We start from the raw sequence: 18,351 nt of genomic DNA, 5'->3' as shown, positions 1-18,351 counted from the left end.
CATCATGAAAAAAGACCTTGAAGGTGCGGCACTCAAAAAAATAACCTGGCGAATAGTGCCCTTTGTCATGTTCGCGTATTTCATCGCTTTTTTTGATCGTATCAATATCGGTTTCGCCGCATTAACCATGAATCAGGATTTGGGTTTTTCCTCGACGGTATTTGGCATCGGCGCCGGCATGTTTTTTATCGGCTATTTCTTCACGGATGTTCCCTCCAATATTATTTTGCAGAAAGTCGGCCCACGTATCTGGCTGGCGCGCATTATGATTAGCTGGGGAATTGTGGCCGCCTGCATGATATCGGTAAAAACCGTTACCGGTTTTTATATTCTGCGTTTTTTCCTCGGCGTGGCGGAAGCGGGGTTCTTTTCCGGCATTATTCTTTATCTCAGCACCTGGTTTCCGGTCAAACGCCGCGCTCAGGTGATCGCGTTTTTTATGGCGGCGGCGCCCATTTCATCCATGCTAGGTTCGCCGCTGGCCGGTACCATTCTGAGTTTTCATGGCGTGATGGGGATGACCGGCTGGCAATTCATGTTTCTGCTCGACGCCGTCGCCGCCATCCTGCTGGGTGGATTCACCTTCTTTTATCTGAATGATAAGCCGGAAAAAAATACCTGGCTGAATGAGGAGGAAACGCAATGGCTGGTGAAAACGCTGCAAGAGGAAAAGGCCGCCAGAAGCAGTGAAACCAAAACCAGCGCGCTGAAAGGATTGACGGATATTCGCGTATTAACGCTGGCGCTGGTGTATTTCGGCACCTCCGCCGGTTTGTATTCGTTAAATATCTGGTCGCCGCAGTTTATTAAATCCTTCGGTTTGAGCACGCTGCAGATTGGCTTTATCAACGCCATTCCGGCGGCAATTGCCGTGGGTGCGATGATTTTCTGGGCCAGACATTCGGACGCCACCCGCGAGCGCACCTGGCATGTGGTCAGCGCCTGTATTCTCGCCAGCCTCGGCTTTGTGCTGGCCGGCTCCGTTCATTCCCTCGGTTTCGCCATGCTGGCGCTGGTGCTGGCCAGCATCGGTATTTATTCCTGCAAACCGCCATTGTGGAGCATTCCGTCACTGTTTTTATCCGGCCCGGCCGCCGCCGCGGGACTGGCCGCCATCAACTCCATCGGCAATCTGGGCGGTTTCTTCGGCCCGGCGATTATCGGCTGGTTAAAAGAAAAAACCGGCGATTTTTCCCTCGCGCTCTACGCCATTGCGGCGCTGCTTTTATTGTCCGCCCTGTTAACGCTGCTCATTGAAGTCAGCCGTAAACGTAAGGTCATGAAAACGTCGATGGCCTGATGAATCGCGCCATTAACGCATTTTTAGATGCCTGCCCCATTAGGCTCTTACACCCGGAGGTTATTGTGAATACTGAATCCGTATCGGAATTAATTGATGTCATGACCCGTTTTACCGGCTATGTCGGCAAACGGCTGCCCACCGACGTCATTAAAAAGCTGGAAGAATTACGAGCCAAGGAAGATAGCCCGCTGGCCAAAGTGGTCTACGACTCTATGTTCGAAAACCAGAAACGGGCGGATGAACTGGACCACCCCTGCTGTCAGGACACCGGCGTCATTCAATATTTTATTACCGTCGGCGCCCGCTTCCCGTTTATCGGCGATTTGGAACACGTGTTACAGCAGGCCACGCTGGAAGCCACCCAAAAAGCGCCGCTGCGCCACAATGCGGTGGAAACCTTCATTGAAAAAAATACCGGCACCAATACCGGTTCACGCGTGCCCTGGCTGGACTGGGAAATCATCCCCGACGACGACCACTGCACCATTGAAGTCTATATGGCCGGCGGCGGCTGCTCGCTGCCCGGCGCGGCCAAGGTGCTGATGCCGGGGCAGGGCTACGAAGGCGTCAACCAGTTCGTCTTTGATGTGATTACCTCCTACGGCGTGAATGCCTGCCCGCCGCTGCTGGTGGGCGTGGGCGTCTCCACCTCGGTGGAAACCGCCGCCCGCTTATCCAAGAAAGCCATTCTGCGACCGGTCGATTCCTCACACCCGAACGCCGACGCCGCCAAAATGGAAAAACTGCTCGAAGACGGGCTGAATCAGGTTGGACTGGGGCCGCAGGGGCTGGGCGGCGCATCATCGGTGATGGGCGTCAACATCGAGTCCTCCGCCCGTCACCCTTCCACCATCGGGGTCGCGGTATCCACCGGCTGCTGGGCGCATCGCCGCGGCACCATCCGTTTCTCCGCCGATCTGTCCTATGAAATCCTGTCTCACGAAGGTGCCGTATTATGAAAAAGATTCTGACCACTCCCATCAAAGACGAAGACCTGGCTGAGCTGAATATCGGCGATGTGGTTTACCTGACCGGCACGCTGGTGACCTGCCGCGATGTGGCGCATCGCCGGTTGATTGAGCTGGGACGCGAACTGCCGGTTGACCTGCGCGGCGGCGCTATTCTGCACGCCGGCCCCATCGTGGTGGAAAAGGACGACGGCACCTTCGACATGATCTCCATCGGCCCAACCACCAGCATGCGCATGGAAAAATTCGAAAAAGAATTTATTGAGCAGACCGGTGTGAAACTGATTGTCGGCAAAGGGGGCATGGGGCCGAACACCGAGGCGGGCTGCCAGCAATTCAAGGCGGTACACGCGGTGTTCCCCGGCGGTTGCGCGGTGCTGGCCGCCACCTGCGTGGAGAAAATCGAAGACGCGCAATGGCGCGATTTGGGGATGCCGGAAACCCTGTGGGTCAACCGGGTGAAGGAATTCGGTCCGCTGATCATCTCCATCGACACGCACGGCAATAACCTGTTCGAGAAAAACAAGCTGACCTACAACGAACGCAAGGTGCCGATTATCGCCGACATCAACGAGCAGATTCGCTTTATCAAATAACGTCCCACACCGGTTGAGCGACACGCGATGAGCTACCGGCCCAGCGCGTCGCCCCGGTGTTCAGCAACGGAACACATCTATGAAACTGGCGAGTTTTATCAATCCGCAAACCGGCGCGAAAAGCGTCGGTCTGGTGAACGAAGGGGGCCTGATCGATTTGGGCCGCCACCTGTCCGGTCGCGTTACCGATCTGGCTGCGCTGCTGCGGGCCGATGCGCTGACGACCCTGCCGCAACACGGCGCCACCGCAGATTTTCATCTCGATGAGGTGACGTTTCTGCCGGTCATCGAACGACCCGCGAAAATCCTGTGCGTCGGCATGAACTACATGGAAAAGCGTATCGAATTTGAACAGACGACCGACGCGCCGACGCTGTTCATCCGTTTTGCCGATACCCTGTGCGGCCATCAGCAGCCGTTGCTCAAGCCGGCCTCCACCAACGAGTTTGACTATGAAGGCGAACTCGCGGTGATCATCGGCAAACACGCCGACAACGTCAGCCGCGACAAGGCGCTGGATGTCGTGGCGGGTTACAGCTGCTTTATGGATGGTTCGGTGCGGGATATGCAGTACAGCTGGTTTACCTCCGGCAAAAACTGGCGCCGCACCGGCGGTTTCGGCCCCTGGCTGGTCACCGCCGACGAGATTGGCGACCCGCAGCAGCTCAGCATCAGCACCTATCTGAACGGTAACCGGGTACAGCATGACCACACCGGTAATATGGTGCGCTCCGTCGCCGAACTGATCGAATACATTTCACGCTTCACACCACTGTCGCCCGGCGATGTCATCATTACCGGCTCGCCCGGCGGAGTCGGGAAAAAGCGCACGCCGCCGCTGTTTATGCGGGAAGGCGATGTGGTGGAGGTGGAAATCAGCGGGATTGGTCGGCTGGTTAATCGCATCGCGACGCCGCAGCCTGCCGACGGTAGCCATGCGCCCCGTCCAGTATCTTGCGCCGTCTGAACAACCGCTGCCGGAACGGCAGCGGTCATCATCGTCATCGGTTACACCGGTCGGTTATCACGTTCGATTACAACGATCAATCACAGCGCGCGACGCAGGCGGGCGACCGCCTCGTACATCTGCTCTTCGGTCGCGGTGGCGAACGACAGACGTAGTGTTGACTGGTCCGGTCGATCGGCGAAGAAGAACTCACCGGGCACGAACACCACCCCCTGCGCCAGCGTTTTCTGCAACCAGGCGGTGGTATCAAACGGCTGACGGAAACGCGCCCACAAGAACATGCCGCCTTTCGGCTGGTTGAAGCTGATCACATCACCCAGTTCACTGGTCATCAGTTCGGACAGCAGTTCGCCTTTCTGGCGGTAAGCTTCACGAATCTTGTCAATCTGCGCCGGTAGACGCCCGGTTCCCAGATAGTATTCCACGATAGTCTGAGACAACGAACTAGCGTGCAGGTCGGCGGCCTGTTTGATGATCGCCACTTTGTGCAGCAGCCAATCAGGCAGAATCGCCCAGCCCAGACGCAGCCCCGGTGCCAGAATCTTGGAGAACGACGAGGTATACACCACGCGATCGGCGTGTCCGGCTTCCTGCGCCAGTTGATAAAGGGTGGCGTGGCGTTCTTCGGTGAAACGCAGTTCGCCATACGGGTCATCTTCCACGATCAGGAAATCGTGACGGGCGGCCAGCGCCACCAGTTGACGGCGACGCGCGTCGCTCAGGGTGACGCCGCTGGGGTTGCCGAAATTCGGCACCAGATAAACACCCTTGATACGCGTGGTTTCCAGCAGAGCGGCCAGTTCGTCCACCACCATGCCGTTTTCGTCGGACGACACCGACATCACCTGCGCTTCCGCCAGTTCCAGCGTTTGCAGCGCTGCCAGATAAGTCGGGCGCTCCACCACAAAGATATCCTGCGGGTTGGTGGTGGCGCGCATCACCAGATCCAGCGCCTGCTGAGAACCTGCTGTCACCACGATGTCCTGCGCCTGCGTGCGCACGCCACGCAGCGCGCACAGCTCAGCGATACGCTCACGCAGCAGCGGGCTGCCTTCGGTCAGGCCATACTGAAAGGCCGATTTCGGCTGTTCAGTAATCGCCAGTTGGGTCGCTTCATTCAGTCCCTGGAAATCAAACAACGCATCAGAAGGAATGCCGCCCGCCAACGAAATCACGCCGTCCATTTTGCTGTGTTTGAGCAATTCACGAATCGCGGAGCTTTTCAGGCGTGCCATACGCTGCGCCAGTAACCCATCCGTTGACATGTTGAGTCTCACTTATTTTTTGAAAAAATTATGATAGAACAACGGGCCGGAGGAAACCGGCCCGATAAAGGTGTCGCACATGAGCAGTTTAACCGCCAAGGTAGGCAGAACGCACGGCTTCGTTAGCTAACAAAGCATCGCCGGTGTCTTCCAACACCACGTGGCCGTTCTCCAGCACGTAGCCACGGTCCGCCAGACGCAACGCCTGGTTAGCGTTCTGCTCCACCAGAAAGATGGTCATGCCTTCTTCGCGCAACTGTTGGATGGTGTCGAAAATCTGCAAAATGATGATCGGTGCCAACCCCAGCGATGGCTCGTCCAGCAGCAGCAAACGCGGCTGGCTCATCAACGCACGACCGATAGCCAGCATCTGCTGCTCGCCGCCGGACATGGTGCCAGCACGCTGGACGCGACGTTCATACAGCCGCGGGAACAGGTCGTACACGCGTGCAATGCGCTGTTGATACTGTTCGCGATTGGCGAAGAACCCGCCCATCGCCAGGTTCTCTTCCACCGTCATGCGGGAGAATACCCGACGGCCTTCCGGCACGATGGCGATAGCTTCACGCATGATGCGCGCCGTCTGCCAGTCGGTAATGTCCTTGCCGTCGAAAACGATCGACCCTTCCGAGGCGCGCGGCTCACCGCACAGCGTTCCCAGCAGGGTGGTTTTTCCCGCGCCGTTGGCACCAATCAGCGTCACGATCTCGCCCTGATTGATATGCAGGCTCACCTGATGCAGTGCCTGAATTTTGCCGTAGTGCGCAGAAACCTGATTCAATGACAACATACGTTTTATCCTTCACCCAGATACGCACGGATCACATCCGGGTTGTTACGAATTTCAGCCGGGGTGCCATTCGCCAGCGGCGTCCCCTGATTCACCACGTAAATCCGGTCGGAAATGCCCATCACCAGCTTCATGTCATGCTCGATCAGCAAAACAGAAACCTGGTGGTTGCCGCGCAGGTCGATAATCAACTCGTTAAGCTCTTCCGTCTCTTTCGGGTTCAGGCCTGCGGCCGGTTCATCCAGCATCAGCAATTCCGGACGGGTTACCATACAGCGGGCGATCTCCAGCCGACGCTGCTGACCGTAAGCCAGGTTCCCCGCCTGACGGTTCGCCAGCTCAAGCAAACCTACCCGCTCCAGCCAGACGGCCGCACGCTGCTGGGCGTCGGCTTCGGCGCGGCGGAACGCCGGGGTCTTCAGAAGACCGGCAAACACGCCGCTCTTGAGGTGCTGATGCTGCGCCACCAGCAGGTTTTCAATCACCGTCATTTCACGGAACAGACGCACGTGCTGGAAGGTGCGCACCACGCCCATGCGGGCAATCTGCTGACCCGCCAAGCCTTCGAGATGCTGGTCACGCAACAAAATGGTGCCGCCAGTGGGGCGGTAAAAACCGGTCAGGCAGTTAAACACCGTGGTTTTACCGGCACCGTTAGGGCCGATCAGCGACACGATTTCGCCCTGATGCAAATCCAGCTCGACGTTGTTGACCGCCAGCAGGCCGCCGAAGCGCATCATCAGGCCTCGGACCGACAATAATGGCTGCGTACTCATGCCTGCCCTTCCTTCTTCTCAATCTGCAACTTCATCTGCGGGCGTTTCATTGGCAACAGCCCTTGCGGACGCCAAATCATCATCAGCACCATCAGCGCCCCCAGCAATAACATGCTGTATTCGTTCAGATCACGCATCAGCTCACGAGACACCACCAACAGAATGGCGGCCAGAATCACCGCAAACTGCGACCCCATCCCGCCCAATACCACGATCGCTAGCACGAAGGCTGACTCGACGAAGGTGAAGGATTCCGGGCTGACGAAACCCTGACGGGCGGCGAACAGCGTCCCGGCGAAACCGGCAAACGCCGCACTGATGGTAAACGCGGTCAGCTTGATTTTGGTCGGGCTCAGGCCCAGCGAACGGCAGGCAATTTCATCTTCACGCAGCGCTTCCCAGGCGCGACCCAGCGGCATACGCAGCAAACGGTTGATGACAAACAGTGTCAGCAATACCAGCAGCAGCGCCACCATATACAGGAAGATGATGCGGTCGCTGGGGTCGTAGGTCAGGCCAAAGAAGTGATGGAAGGTGTCCCAGCCGCCTTCGCGCGGCGAACGGCTGAATTCCAGACCGAAGAAGGTCGGCTTCGGAATCTGGCTGATGCCATTCGGCCCGCCGGTGAAACCGGTGTTGTTGAGCAGCAGGATGCGCACGATCTCGCCAAATCCCAGCGTGACGATCGCCAGATAGTCGCCGCGCAGCCGCAGCACCGGGAACCCTAGCAGGAAACCAGACAGCGCCGCTGTCAGCCCCGCCAGCGGCAGGCACTGCCAGAAGCCAAGACCGTAGTAGTGACTCAGCAACGCGTAGGTGTAAGCGCCGATAGCGTAGAAACCGCCGTACCCCAGCACCAACAGACCGGATAGCCCCACGACGACGTTCAGGCCAAGCCCCAGAATGATGTAAATCATGGTCAGTGTGGCGATATCCACCGTGCCACGCGATACCACGAACGGCCAGGCAACCGCGGCGATAAGCAACGCCAGCGCCAGCCATTTCTGCCGTGGTGTACTACCGTCAAAGCTCGGCAACACAAAACCAGGGCCGGATACCTTCTTCATTCCCTGAGCTAGCGCAGGGCGCAGCAGTTGAAACAGAAACACCAGCGCACAGGCAGCGATAATCCACATCCAACGCACTTTTTCCGCGCCGTGTACCACCAGTTGCGTCCCATCCAGGCTCAGTTGCATCCCCATCACGAACGTAGCGAGGACCAGCAGCACCAATGCCGATAGCACAGCATTAACCAGAGTGTGCAGTTTCATACTTTTTCCACCTCCGGACGGCCCAGAATCCCGGTAGGCATCACCAGCAACACCACGATCAGCAGTGCGAAGGACACCACGTCCTTGTATTCGGTGCTGAGGTAAGCGGAAGTCAACGCTTCAGCGATACCCAGCACCAAACCGCCGATCATCGCGCCCGGAATACTGCCGATCCCTCCCAGCACAGCGGCGGTAAACGCTTTCATCCCGGCCATGAAGCCGATATAGGGGTTAATCACGCCATAGAATTGGCCCAGCAACACCCCAGCCACCGCCGCCATCGCGGCACCGATAACAAAAGTCAGCGAAATCACACGGTCGGTGCTGATACCCAACAGGCTCGCCATTTTCAGGTCTTCCGCACAGGCACGGCAGGCGCGCCCCATGCGGGAATAGCGAATGAACAGCGTCAACGCCAGCATCGCCAGGAAAGTGACAATCCAGATGGTGAGCTGCATGGAGGAAAGCGTAGCGGCAAAACCGTTGCTTTCGCCCAGTACCCACTGGCCTTGGATCAAGCTCGGCAGCGCCACATCGCGCGAGCCTTGCGTCAGGCTGACGTAGTTCTGCAGGAAAATCGACATGCCGATGGCGGAAATCAGCGCGATCAGCCGCTTGGAATTGCGCACCGGCTTGTAGGCCACACGCTCGATGCTCCAGCCATAGGCACTGGAAATCACCACCGCCGCGATGAACGCAACGCTAATCAGCAACCAGCCAGCGTCAATGCCCATCATCATCAGGGCGGCGATCACGATAAAAGAAACATAACTACCGATCATGTAGACCTCGCCGTGAGCGAAGTTAATCATGCCGATAATGCCGTAAACCATGGTGTAGCCAATGGCGATCAGCGCATAGGTGCTGCCCAACGTCACGCCGTTGAACATCTGCTGAAGGAAATAGAGGAACTGCTCGGACATACCTTAACCTTAGACATTGCCCCCGCAGCCTGACGGCTGAGGGGGCATCGGTATTGGGAGTATTACGGGTTCGGTCAATTACTTCACGGGAGAGGAAGTACCGTCTGCGTGCCACTCGAATACGCCAAATTCAAACCCTTTCAGGTCGCCTTTTTCATCCCAGCTCAGCGGGCCCATCACCGTGTCCACAGACTTGGCTTTCAGGTCGGCCGCCAGCTTGGCCGGCTCGGTGCTGCTGGTACGTTGCATCGCTGTCGTCAGCGACTGCAACGCAGCATACGTGGTCCACACGAACGGGCCTGTCGGATCCAGTTTCTTGGCTTTCAGCGCATCAACAATCGGCTGGTTGGCTGGCACCTGGTCATAACGCTTCGGCAGCGTCACCAACATGCCTTCGGACGCCGCGCCCGCAATGTTGGACAGTGACGAGTTACCCACGCCTTCCGGCCCCATGAATTTGGTGGTCAGGCCAGCAGCACGTGCCTGACGCAAAATCTGCCCCATTTCCGGGTAGTAACCACCGAAGTAAACGAAGTCGACGTTATCTTTCTTCAGGCGCGCCACCAGCGTAGAGAAGTCTTTATCCCCGGCGGTCACCCCTTCGAACAGCACCACATTGGCGTTGGCTTTTTTCAGGCTATCCTGCACCGCACGAGCCAGACCCTCGCCGTACTGCTGTTTGTCGTGTACCACGGCGATACGCTGCGGTTTCACGTGTTCCAGAATGTATTTTGCCGCCGTCGGACCCTGATCGGAATCCAGGCCGGTAGTACGCAGAATCAGCTTGTAACCACGGGTAGTCAGGTCAGGCGCAGTGGCCGCTGGCGTAATCATGATCACGCCTTCATCCTCGTAAATGTCGGATGCTGGCTGCGTGGACGACGAGCACAGATGACCAATCACGTAGTGGATACCGTCGTTGATCACCTTGTTGGCGACAGCAACCGCCTGTTTCGGGTCGCAGGCATCATCATATTCCACACCCACCAGTTTGTTGCCGTTGACGCCCCCTTTGGCATTGATGTCGGCAATCGCCTGACGGGCACCGGTAAACTCCATATCGCCGTACTGCGCTACCGGGCCAGACATGGCTCCAACGATCGCAACTTTGATATCCGCAGCGTTCACCGCATGGCTCATCGCCGCCGCCAGGCATCCCACCAGCAGCGCGTTACCTTTGCTTAATTTCATCCGTTTTACCCCATCTGTCATTTTTGGATATTGCTATAATTATTGTCATTAACCGTCATTACTCACACTTTTCCATAAGTAATAACGAGTTAGGTTCTATTATAAGCAATAGTTTGTAATAAGACTTTATTATTCATGATATTAAACAGGAGTTTTATGCTGTAAAGCAACTGGGATTCTCAGTAAAACACGGTGCAAACAGCATAAAACACCGCTCTTAAAAACCGTATTTTGTTTCAAAAATAGTCAGTTATGCTGGTTTTTCCATTAGTGGATAATTGATTACTCGAAAAATTAATGCCGGAGAAACCTTTTTCCCTGATAACCGTGTAGAAAAATTTCCACAACCCTTTTTCTACAGGCTCACTACAATATTCTTAAGAATCAACAGGAGCACCCGCGTATGAGACTCTCGGTCGAACGCCTCACAAAAATCAGCGAACAGGACAGGCATGATTTGGCCTATATCTGGCCACACCAGAATTTCGACGCGCTGGAACGCGACCTGAACCATGAACATCGTCTGTTCGCCGCCCGTTTTAACGACCGTTTGCTGGCGGGCGTTATTGTTGAAATCGACAGTAACAGCGACAGCGCGGAACTGACCGACCTGCAGGTCAGAACCTCCACCCGGCGGCATGGTGTCGGCAAGTATCTGGTAGAAGAAGTGCTACGTGCCTGCCCCGACGTTAAGGAGTGGTGGCTAGACGCCGCCGACCATGCGCTAGTCAGCGAAGCGGTGATGGACACCTTCATGCAGTCCTGCGGATTCTATCCAGTATCCGGCGGCTGGGAATATGTGGTGAAAAGTAACGAAGAAAAATAGTGGCAAGCAGTACGTCATCTGACGGTAAAAACAAAACGACCGGGCGGCTTGCGGCTGTCCCGGTCGTTTACGGTGAATAATGCGTTAGTAGCTATGCAGCGTTACGCTTCAATGGCCGCGCGCAATTTCTTCATGGCGTTCTTTTCCAACTGACGCACGCGTTCAGCGGACACGCCGTAATGATCAGCCAATTCCTGCAACGTAGACTTATTGTCATCATCCAGCCAGCGAGCACGGATGATATGCTGGCTGCGTTCGTCCAACCCTTCCAGCGCATAGGTCAACTTGTCCGCCGCATGGGTTTCCCAGTTGTCCTCTTCAATGCCATCAGCAAAGTCGGAAGATTTATCCTGCAGGTACAACATCGGCGCCATCGGCTGGTTTGGCTGTGCGTCGTCTTCCGGCGTTGGATCAAACGTCATGTCCTGCGCGGCCATGCGGGATTCCATTTCACGGACATCCTTGCTGGTCACACCCAGTTCACGCGCCACCAATTCCACTTCGTCCTGATTAAACCAGCCCAGACGCTGCTTGGTTTTACGCAGGTTGAAGAACAGCTTACGCTGCGCCTTGGTGGTCGCCACCTTGACAATACGCCAGTTACGCAACACGTATTCGTGAATTTCGGCCTTGATCCAGTGCACAGCGAACGATACCAGACGAACACCAACATCCGGATTAAAACGGCGCACCGCTTTCATCAGACCGATGTTACCTTCCTGAATCAGGTCAGCCTGCGGCAGGCCATATCCAGAATAGTTACGGGCAACATGAATCACAAAACGCAGGTGTGAAAGAATCAGCTGCTTAGCGGCATCCAGATCCCCGTGATAATGCAGCCGTTCTGCCAGCGCCCGCTCTTCCTCTGCCGTCAGCATCGGATAGGCATTGGCGGCACGGATGTACCCTTCCAGACTGCCCTGGGGAACTAAGGCGAAAGTTTGCATATCTTTGGTCATTCCACCCCTCTCATAGATCATTCAAATCGTTACGCATCATCAAACAGCATACCGATAATTGCTGCACTTTCTGTGCCGTCATCGACACCTGTATCTAAAAACCGGTTCAATACGGGTTAGAGTGTGATTGACTGCACAAGTTCCACCATTTTTATCCATCTTATTTTACATATCAAGATGGGGATGTTGTGGCATACGGGCTGGCTAAAGGAAATCAAGCAAGGAAGGCATGTTGCAAGAACATCAATATAAAACAGCAGTAATATGAAAATCCCTGTATTACCGATGCATTACGCTTCCCTCGCCAGTGCACCACACCACCGAGGGAAGAGTATACCAGAAAACATCCAGCCCGGACGGCAATGCAGATTATTCCGGTGTAAAACGGCGTAAATGTTGTACTGTCGCCAGCCAGGCGGCCAGCCAGCCAATCATCACGGCGATGAGAATCAGCAGTAACGTCTCATCCCAGCCCAGACCGCGTACCGTAAACGTGGTGCCAAATACTGCTGCTACCTGCGTCACCGCGCCGGACAGTTTCCACACCAGCGCTTGCGACAAAATCAGCGACAAGATAGCGCCGCAAAACCCCAGCAGCGCGCCACCATGCAGGAACGGTCGCAGAATGAAGCCATCAGTAGCACCGATCAGTTTCATCACATTGATGGTTTCGCGGCGGCTGAAAATACTTAACCGCACGCTGTTACCGATCACCAGAAATACCGCCGCGACCATCAGAATCCCAATGGTAGCCGCTATCTGGCCCACCAGCCCGGTCAACGCGACCAGACGAGAGAACCAGCTGTCGTCCATGCGGACTTCAGCCACGCCCTGAACGGCAGCGATGCGATCGCGCAGGGTGTTGAGCGTCTGGTTGTTCTGAAAACTCAGTTTGGGCGAGACGACCGCCACCGCAGGTAGCGGATTCTCCTCCAGCATATCCAGCGCGCCGCCAAAGCCAGACCAGTTGCGGAACTCGCCCATCGCCTCGTTGCGGGACAGGTAATTAACCTTGTCTACGCCTTCTTCCGCCTTGATCTTGCCAATCACCGCCTCGGCGGCGTTGTCGTCCAACGACTTGTCCAGATAGACCGTCAATTGCGGGGTGGGATACCACTGCGACGCCGCCTGACTGACGTTTTTCCACACCAGATAACAGATGCTGGGCAGCGTGAGCGAAATGGCGATCACCATGATAGTCAATAGCGTCGCCAATGGCTGACGCAGCATATCACGCAGCGTATTAGCCCAGGCATAGCGCCACTGCTCCTGCCAGCCACCTTGCAGAGAACGGGTTTTGCTTCCGGCTCGCTGTGCACGAGAATTATTCGCCATCGTGACCTCCCAACATGCGCCCTTGCGACAATGTCAGCACCCGGTAATGGCGGCGGGCGATAAGCCCGGTATCGTGCGTGGCCATCAACACTGTGACACCCACGCGATTAAACTCTTCAAACAGGCGCAAAATACCCTCGGACAGTGCATCATCCAGGTTACCGGTCGGCTCGTCCGCCAGCAGCACCGCCGGTTTGTTCACCACCGCCCGAGCGATGCCTACACGCTGCTGCTCACCGCCGGAAAGCTGAATCGGGTAACTGCGTGCTTTGTCGAGCAGCCCGACTTTATCCAGCGCCGCCGACACCCTACGACGGATATCTTCGACGCTGGCACCGGCAATAATCAGCGGCATAGCGACGTTTTCATACACCGTGCGATCCATCAGCAAATGATGATCCTGAAAGATCATGCCGATCTGCCGACGCAAAAACGGCACCTCACTCTTTTTCAGACGGCTGATGTCGTGACCGCCGAACAGGATGTGGCCCGCACTTGGGCGCTCAATCCCGCAAATCAGTTTCAGCAGGGTACTTTTCCCCGCGCCAGAGTGACCGGTCAGAAATACCATCTCGGCCGGGCGGATATGAAAGTCCACCCCTTGTAACGCCTGGCGGCCGCCGAGATACGCCTTACTGACCTGCTCAAACCGAATCATCCGTTTTAATCCTCACGGGCAAACAGGGCTTCAATAAAATCATCCGCCTTGAACGGCCTTAAGTCATCGATACTTTCCCCCACCCCGATGTAACGGATGGGGATACCAAACTGATCGGCGATGGCGAAGATCACCCCGCCTTTGGCGGTGCCGTCCAGTTTGGTCAGCGTAATGCCGCTCAGCCCAACCGCTTCATTAAACAGTTTGGCCTGACTGACGGCGTTCTGACCGGTGCTGGCGTCCAGCGTCAGCATTACTTCGTGTGGCGCATTTTCGTCCAACTTCTTCATCACGCGCACGATCTTCTTCAGTTCTTCCATCAGGTGCGATTTATTCTGCAAACGCCCGGCGGTATCGGCGATCAGTACGTCGACGCCACGCGCTTTAGCAGCCTGTAACGCATCGAAAATCACCGAGGCGGAGTCCGCACCGGTATGCTGCGCCACCACCGGCACATTATTGCGCTGGCCCCACACCTGCAACTGCTCCACCGCCGCTGCACGGAAGGTATCGCCCGCAGCCAGCATCACCGACTTGCCCTGCGCCTGATACTGCCGCGCCAGCTTGCCGATGGTAGTGGTTTTACCCACGCCGTTGACGCCCACCATCAAAATGACGAACGGCGTCTTGCTCTCTATATCCAGCGGCGCATCCACTTTCGCCAAAATGTCGCTCATTTCCGTTTTCAGCAACGCGATCAACGCCTCGGCGTCTTTCAGTTGCTTACGGCTGGCATGTTCGGTCAGCCGGTCGATAATTTTACGGGTAGTTTCCACCCCGACGTCGGCGATAAGCAGTTGCTCTTCCAGCTCGTCAAACAGTTCGTCGTCAATTTTCTTGCCGCGAAACAGCCCGACAAATCCCGACCCCAGATTCTGGCGGGTTTTCACCAAACTGCGCTTCAACCGGGCGAAAAAGCCCTCTTTGGTTGGACGTTCCTGCTCCTGCGACACCACCGCAGCAACCGGGGTAACCACTGCTTCAGGCTCCGGCTCGGGCTCAACATCGGCTTCCGCTTCCGTGTTTGCCTGCTCGTCAATAGCAGGAATAACAGGCTCCACTACAGTTTCCGGCTGTTCAATCGGCGTCGGTGAGATCTCTGCCGTGTCTTCAATAATCGGCTGCGCCGCTGGCAACAACGCTTCCTCGGTTTCAGCCTGCGCAGTTTCAGCCAACGTATTATGCGGCACCGGCTGTTCCGGCACGTCACCGTGCGAGTGCGGCACCAATTCCGGGGCAACGGACGTTGCATCATCCGCCTGCGACGTTGTTTCCGGTGACGGTTGCGGTTGTTCGGTTTTATCCTCGTCCTGGCGTCCTAAACCCAGCCAGGAAAAAAATCCGCGCTTTTTCTCTTTCGCCATCGTGTAATTGCGCTCCTGCCACCCAGTGCGGCTAATCAGTAACCAATAGAAGTCAATAAAACAACGAGTTTAACACTTTCCCGCCGCCAGCAACACGCGCCGGACCACCCGCGAGAGCGACAATCTCCGTAACCAGGTGTGTCAAACCCAGGCTATATCCAGTGATTTGAGCGATTTTTCCGCGCCGTCTCCCATTAGCGGCATCTTTACATTTGCTACACGGGTCGGCACCGTTAGAATAACGCTTCATCAAATCCGGCGGGCCACCGCCGGTACTTCATTTCAGTAAAATACAGGCTATGGCAAAACATCAAGCGACATCCGCTCCCGGCCAAATCCGCATCATTGGCGGTCAGTGGCGCGGCAGAAAACTCCCCGTTCCGGACAGCCCCGGTTTGCGCCCCACCACCGACCGCGTACGCGAAACCTTGTTTAACTGGCTGGCACCGGTGATTGCGCAATCTCGCTGTCTGGACTGTTTTGCTGGCAGCGGCGCGCTGGGGCTGGAAGCACTGTCACGTTATGCCGCTCACGCCACACTGCTGGAAGCCGAACGCAACGTGGCGCGTCAGTTGACACAAAACCTGTCGCTGTTGCGCGCCGACAACGCCGAGGTGGTGAATGCCGATACGCTGCAATGGCTGGCTAAACCGGCTCCGGCACAGCCTTACGACGTGATATTTCTCGACCCGCCGTTTCGCCGCGGTCTGTTGGATGACACGCTGCGGTTGCTGGAAACCGGCGGCTGGCTGGCAGAAGAAACCTGGATCTATATTGAAACCGAAGCGGAAAACCGCACGCTAGCCATCCCATCCACCTGGACATTACATCGGGAAAAAACCGCAGGGCAGGTTTCCTACCGCCTTTATATCCGTCACGCACCCGACGCTACGCCAGGAGGCAGCGATGAGCATCTGGATTAACCTTGGCCGACTATTGATGTTGGGGGTATGGGGATTTTTGGTTATGAACCTCATTCATCCGTTTCCCCGCCCGCTGAATATTTTCATGATCCTGGCGATGGGATTCATGCTACTGATGCATGGCGTGCAGTTCCTGCTGCTCAAAGCGAGCCAGCCTAAAGACGCACCGCCGCTCAGCGGGCTGCTGCAATTGCGCATCTTTCTATTTGGGGTATTTGAATTGCTGGACTGGCAGCGTAAACAACCGACGCCACCGCGCAGGCGGCGTTAAGCGGCACCTACGTAATCCAGGAAAGCGGCGGCGCGATACCGCACAGCGCCGCCGGGCAGGTCAGGGCTTTTTACCCAGTAGGGAAGGGAAATGGGTCACGTTGTCGCCCAGTTCTGAAATACGTGCGCTATCGCGTTCACGCCCGGTCACAGCATCAATACGAATGACCGCCTGCAACGGAATATAGCTGCGGTCAACACCGGCAAACTCCGTTTTCAGTTTTTCTGTGGTCGGGTCAACCAGCACGGCGGATGGGTTGTCGAAAACAAAGTCGGCGATTTCAATAAATCCGAACAGATTGCTCTGCACCAGCTCACGCACATACAACTGATAGTTCTTGCCGTTATTCATGAACTGAATGCGGTAAAGTACGGGTTCATTGCTCATTAAAGATTCGTCTCCTCCGACAAACGCCGGGTAGTATTATTCCGTCACAAAAACTGGCCGCTAACATAGCATGAAGCCTGGCTACCCGCAGCTCCACGCAGGCAGAGAAAGATGGCCAGAACGGCTCCGCACCCGTTCTCCCCAGGAACCGCCGACTATACTTAGGCTGGCTGCACCCGATTCACCCCAATTAAGGATGCTGTATGCTTTGGTCTTTTATTGCCGTATTTTTTTCCGGCTGGCTGTATGTCGATGCCAGTTACCGTGGTCCAGCCTGGCAGCGTTGGCTGTTTAAACCCGTCACCCTGCTGCTGATGATGCTGATGGTCTGGCAAACGCCAATGCTCGGCATTCCCGGTTATCTGGTCGTGTTGGGGCTGGCGGCGACGCTGGTCGGCGATGCGCTGATGCAGCTCTCCGGCGATCGACTGCGCTTTGCGCTGTCGGCCTATCTGGCATCGCACCTGCTCTACACCATCAGCTTTTTCGCCTCCCGGCCATCACTGGGGTTTTTCTGGCCACTACCGCTGGCACTGATGATTCTATCAGCGTTGCTACTGGCACTGCTGTGGTCGCGGCTGGAAGCGGAACGCCTGACAGTCACCGCGTTGGTGCTGGTGACCGCCATCATGACGTGGGTAGCGGGAGAACACTACTTCGCACTGGGAAACGAATCCAACTTCTCGCTACTTGCGGGTGCACTGCTGTTATTTGCCGGTCATGCCATCTGGCTGGTAAACCACTTTCGCGTGAACGTCCGTGCTCATCAGGCGCTGGTTGCTATCTGCTACTTTGGCGGTCACTTCCTGATAGTGCGTTCGCTTTATATCTAGCCACGATGGCCTTCCAGGTTGACCGGAGGGCCGTCAGCCGGTGGTCACGCGCCTTTGCGCAGCAGGTAACGATAAGGCAATTGCTCGGTCACCTGCGCCAGCAGCTCATGTTCCATGTAACGGCAAAAGCCGGGAATATCGCGGGTAGTTGCCGGATCATCGGCGATAATCAGCAGGGTTTGCCCTGCCTCCATTTGGCGCACCGCCTTGCGCACCATCATTACCGGTTCCGGGCAGCGTAACCCCTGAGCATCCAGAGTGCGGTCCGGATTAGCGAAAATATCGGTCATTCAGCATCTCATTACAATTTCGAACACTTGCGGCTTAGTTTACGCTTCCCGCAAAGGGGGGCAAGCCGTGCGGTTTGGCCAGTCATAATAAACGGCTCATCACGCGCACAGGCAGTGAATATCAAGGTAAACTCCAGGCTATCAGGCTGGTTTATCGCCCTACGATAGGCATCACTCTCCTCTTTCGTTGTGGTCAGTTAAGCCTTTGCGAATAACACGGATAACCGGGGCATCGCCTAACGATTGCAAAGCCACAACAACGCGGTATGATGCCGACACGTTAGCGTTAAAAAGACGCATATACCCTAAATAATTCCCGTTACAGCATGACAGCAACCGTATGAATTCCCAGTCACTGATGGCCTCAGTAAATGACCGGGATAAGACAGTGCGGCCAACACAGCAGCAACGGGAAGAATGGCGGGTATGACGGGGCAATTTGTCTGGGTTCCCTC

General features: G+C 56.1%; 20 protein-coding genes. 8 read left to right on the top strand and 12 right to left on the bottom strand.

Features of this window, described 5'->3' with window-relative positions:
- The first annotated feature begins 4 nt into the window (after positions 1-4).
- From OB87_RS08365 to OB87_RS08350, 4 genes are all read left to right on the top strand, one after another.
- Positions 5-1,300, top strand: a complete 1,296-nt coding sequence (locus OB87_RS08365) for an MFS transporter (RefSeq protein WP_033568984.1) — start codon at positions 5-7, stop codon at positions 1,298-1,300.
- A 101-nt stretch (positions 1,301-1,401) separates the two neighbouring features.
- Entirely contained in the window at positions 1,402-2,262 is an 861-nt protein-coding gene (gene ttdA, locus OB87_RS08360) for a L(+)-tartrate dehydratase subunit alpha (protein ID WP_033569047.1), read from the top strand.
- Entirely contained in the window at positions 2,256-2,867 is a 612-nt protein-coding gene (gene ttdB, locus OB87_RS08355) for a L(+)-tartrate dehydratase subunit beta (RefSeq protein ID WP_200884282.1), read from the top strand. Before ttdA ends, ttdB begins: the two co-directional genes overlap by 7 nt.
- A gap of 79 nt (positions 2,868-2,946) precedes the next feature.
- Positions 2,947-3,834: a fumarylacetoacetate hydrolase family protein gene (locus tag OB87_RS08350; protein ID WP_050515676.1), complete on the top strand. Its 888-nt coding sequence runs from the start codon at positions 2,947-2,949 to the stop codon at positions 3,832-3,834.
- 80 nt (positions 3,835-3,914) lie between these two features.
- On the opposite strand, the gene OB87_RS08345 is transcribed toward OB87_RS08350, so the two are convergent.
- From OB87_RS08345 to OB87_RS08320, 6 genes are all read right to left on the bottom strand, one after another.
- Positions 3,915-5,099, bottom strand: a complete 1,185-nt coding sequence (locus tag OB87_RS08345; RefSeq protein WP_033568982.1) for an aminotransferase-like domain-containing protein — start codon at positions 5,097-5,099, stop codon at positions 3,915-3,917.
- 88 nt (positions 5,100-5,187) lie between these two features.
- Entirely contained in the window at positions 5,188-5,889 is a 702-nt protein-coding gene (gene livF / locus OB87_RS08340) for a high-affinity branched-chain amino acid ABC transporter ATP-binding protein LivF (RefSeq protein ID WP_033568981.1), read from the bottom strand.
- Between the two features lie 5 nt (positions 5,890-5,894).
- Positions 5,895-6,665 (bottom strand): high-affinity branched-chain amino acid ABC transporter ATP-binding protein LivG, encoded by a 771-nt coding sequence (gene livG, locus OB87_RS08335; RefSeq protein WP_033568980.1) that lies wholly within the window; start codon positions 6,663-6,665, stop codon positions 5,895-5,897.
- Positions 6,662-7,936 carry a high-affinity branched-chain amino acid ABC transporter permease LivM gene (locus OB87_RS08330; RefSeq protein WP_033568979.1) on the bottom strand — a complete coding sequence of 425 codons (1,275 nt, stop codon included), beginning with the start codon at positions 7,934-7,936 and terminating at the stop codon, positions 6,662-6,664. The genes livG and OB87_RS08330 overlap by 4 nt, the downstream gene beginning before the upstream one ends.
- Positions 7,933-8,859: a high-affinity branched-chain amino acid ABC transporter permease LivH gene (livH, locus tag OB87_RS08325; protein WP_033568978.1), complete on the bottom strand. Its 927-nt coding sequence runs from the start codon at positions 8,857-8,859 to the stop codon at positions 7,933-7,935. Before livH ends, OB87_RS08330 begins: the two co-directional genes overlap by 4 nt.
- Positions 8,860-8,937: 78 nt before the next feature.
- The gene (locus tag OB87_RS08320) at positions 8,938-10,050 is read right to left on the bottom strand and encodes a branched-chain amino acid ABC transporter substrate-binding protein (protein WP_033568977.1); all 1,113 of its coding nucleotides are present in this window, start codon (positions 10,048-10,050) and stop codon (positions 8,938-8,940) included.
- Between the two features lie 403 nt (positions 10,051-10,453).
- On the opposite strand from OB87_RS08320, the gene panM reads away from it, so the two are divergent.
- Positions 10,454-10,876, top strand: coding sequence for an aspartate 1-decarboxylase autocleavage activator PanM (panM, locus tag OB87_RS08315; protein ID WP_033568976.1), 423 nt, complete (start codon positions 10,454-10,456; stop codon positions 10,874-10,876).
- A 101-nt stretch (positions 10,877-10,977) separates the two neighbouring features.
- Here panM and rpoH read toward each other — a convergent pair whose 3' ends face one another.
- The 4 genes from rpoH to ftsY form a co-directional block, all read right to left on the bottom strand.
- A complete protein-coding gene (rpoH, locus tag OB87_RS08310; RefSeq protein WP_033568975.1) occupies positions 10,978-11,835 on the bottom strand; it encodes an RNA polymerase sigma factor RpoH in 858 nt (285 codons plus the stop codon).
- Between the two features lie 369 nt (positions 11,836-12,204).
- A complete protein-coding gene (ftsX, locus tag OB87_RS08305) occupies positions 12,205-13,170 on the bottom strand; it encodes a permease-like cell division protein FtsX (RefSeq protein ID WP_033568974.1) in 966 nt (321 codons plus the stop codon).
- Complete coding sequence (gene ftsE / locus OB87_RS08300) at positions 13,160-13,828, bottom strand: cell division ATP-binding protein FtsE (protein ID WP_033568973.1); 669 nt, start codon at positions 13,826-13,828, stop codon at positions 13,160-13,162. The genes ftsX and ftsE overlap by 11 nt, the downstream gene beginning before the upstream one ends.
- Before the next feature lie 5 nt (positions 13,829-13,833).
- Entirely contained in the window at positions 13,834-15,192 is a 1,359-nt protein-coding gene (gene ftsY, locus OB87_RS08295; RefSeq protein ID WP_033568972.1) for a signal recognition particle-docking protein FtsY, read from the bottom strand.
- Positions 15,193-15,491: 299 nt separating this feature from the next.
- Between ftsY and rsmD the strand changes: the two genes are divergently transcribed.
- Together rsmD and OB87_RS08285 are read left to right on the top strand one after the other, a co-directional pair.
- Positions 15,492-16,115 (top strand): 16S rRNA (guanine(966)-N(2))-methyltransferase, encoded by a 624-nt coding sequence (rsmD, locus tag OB87_RS08290; RefSeq protein WP_033568971.1) that lies wholly within the window; start codon positions 15,492-15,494, stop codon positions 16,113-16,115.
- Entirely contained in the window at positions 16,105-16,386 is a 282-nt protein-coding gene (locus tag OB87_RS08285) for a DUF1145 family protein (protein ID WP_033569045.1), read from the top strand. Before rsmD ends, OB87_RS08285 begins: the two co-directional genes overlap by 11 nt.
- 60 nt (positions 16,387-16,446) lie before the next feature.
- Here OB87_RS08285 and OB87_RS08280 read toward each other — a convergent pair whose 3' ends face one another.
- Complete coding sequence (locus OB87_RS08280; RefSeq protein ID WP_033568970.1) at positions 16,447-16,773, bottom strand: DUF1820 family protein; 327 nt, start codon at positions 16,771-16,773, stop codon at positions 16,447-16,449.
- Between the two features lie 203 nt (positions 16,774-16,976).
- Between OB87_RS08280 and OB87_RS08275 the strand changes: the two genes are divergently transcribed.
- Positions 16,977-17,606 (top strand): lysoplasmalogenase, encoded by a 630-nt coding sequence (locus tag OB87_RS08275; RefSeq protein ID WP_033568969.1) that lies wholly within the window; start codon positions 16,977-16,979, stop codon positions 17,604-17,606.
- A 44-nt stretch (positions 17,607-17,650) separates the two neighbouring features.
- Here the strand turns inward: OB87_RS08275 and tusA are convergent, their stop codons facing one another.
- The gene (gene tusA / locus OB87_RS08270; protein WP_033568968.1) at positions 17,651-17,896 is read right to left on the bottom strand and encodes a sulfurtransferase TusA; all 246 of its coding nucleotides are present in this window, start codon (positions 17,894-17,896) and stop codon (positions 17,651-17,653) included.
- Between the last annotated feature and the right edge of the window lie 455 nt (positions 17,897-18,351).

This window comes from Dickeya undicola, assembly GCF_000784735.1.
In the GTDB taxonomy this organism is placed as follows: Bacteria; Pseudomonadota; Gammaproteobacteria; order Enterobacterales; family Enterobacteriaceae; genus Dickeya; species Dickeya undicola.
This window is presented reverse-complemented; position numbering and strand designations above follow the sequence as displayed.

Coding starts and splice junctions, on each gene's coding strand:
- OB87_RS08365 (WP_033568984.1), top strand. CDS start 5: ATGAAAAAAGACCTTGAAGGTGCGGCACTCAAAAAAATAACCTGGCGA.
- ttdA (WP_033569047.1), top strand. CDS start 1,402: ATGACCCGTTTTACCGGCTATGTCGGCAAACGGCTGCCCACCGACGTC.
- OB87_RS08350 (WP_050515676.1), top strand. CDS start 2,947: ATGAAACTGGCGAGTTTTATCAATCCGCAAACCGGCGCGAAAAGCGTC.
- OB87_RS08345 (WP_033568982.1), bottom strand. CDS start 5,099: ATGTCAACGGATGGGTTACTGGCGCAGCGTATGGCACGCCTGAAAAGC.
- livF (WP_033568981.1), bottom strand. CDS start 5,889: ATGTTGTCATTGAATCAGGTTTCTGCGCACTACGGCAAAATTCAGGCA.
- livG (WP_033568980.1), bottom strand. CDS start 6,665: ATGAGTACGCAGCCATTATTGTCGGTCCGAGGCCTGATGATGCGCTTC.
- OB87_RS08330 (WP_033568979.1), bottom strand. CDS start 7,936: ATGAAACTGCACACTCTGGTTAATGCTGTGCTATCGGCATTGGTGCTG.
- livH (WP_033568978.1), bottom strand. CDS start 8,859: ATGTCCGAGCAGTTCCTCTATTTCCTTCAGCAGATGTTCAACGGCGTG.
- OB87_RS08320 (WP_033568977.1), bottom strand. CDS start 10,050: ATGAAATTAAGCAAAGGTAACGCGCTGCTGGTGGGATGCCTGGCGGCG.
- panM (WP_033568976.1), top strand. CDS start 10,454: ATGAGACTCTCGGTCGAACGCCTCACAAAAATCAGCGAACAGGACAGG.
- rpoH (WP_033568975.1), bottom strand. CDS start 11,835: ATGACCAAAGATATGCAAACTTTCGCCTTAGTTCCCCAGGGCAGTCTG.
- ftsX (WP_033568974.1), bottom strand. CDS start 13,170: ATGGCGAATAATTCTCGTGCACAGCGAGCCGGAAGCAAAACCCGTTCT.
- ftsE (WP_033568973.1), bottom strand. CDS start 13,828: ATGATTCGGTTTGAGCAGGTCAGTAAGGCGTATCTCGGCGGCCGCCAG.
- ftsY (WP_033568972.1), bottom strand. CDS start 15,192: ATGGCGAAAGAGAAAAAGCGCGGATTTTTTTCCTGGCTGGGTTTAGGA.
- rsmD (WP_033568971.1), top strand. CDS start 15,492: ATGGCAAAACATCAAGCGACATCCGCTCCCGGCCAAATCCGCATCATT.
- OB87_RS08280 (WP_033568970.1), bottom strand. CDS start 16,773: ATGAGCAATGAACCCGTACTTTACCGCATTCAGTTCATGAATAACGGC.
- OB87_RS08275 (WP_033568969.1), top strand. CDS start 16,977: ATGCTTTGGTCTTTTATTGCCGTATTTTTTTCCGGCTGGCTGTATGTC.
- tusA (WP_033568968.1), bottom strand. CDS start 17,896: ATGACCGATATTTTCGCTAATCCGGACCGCACTCTGGATGCTCAGGGG.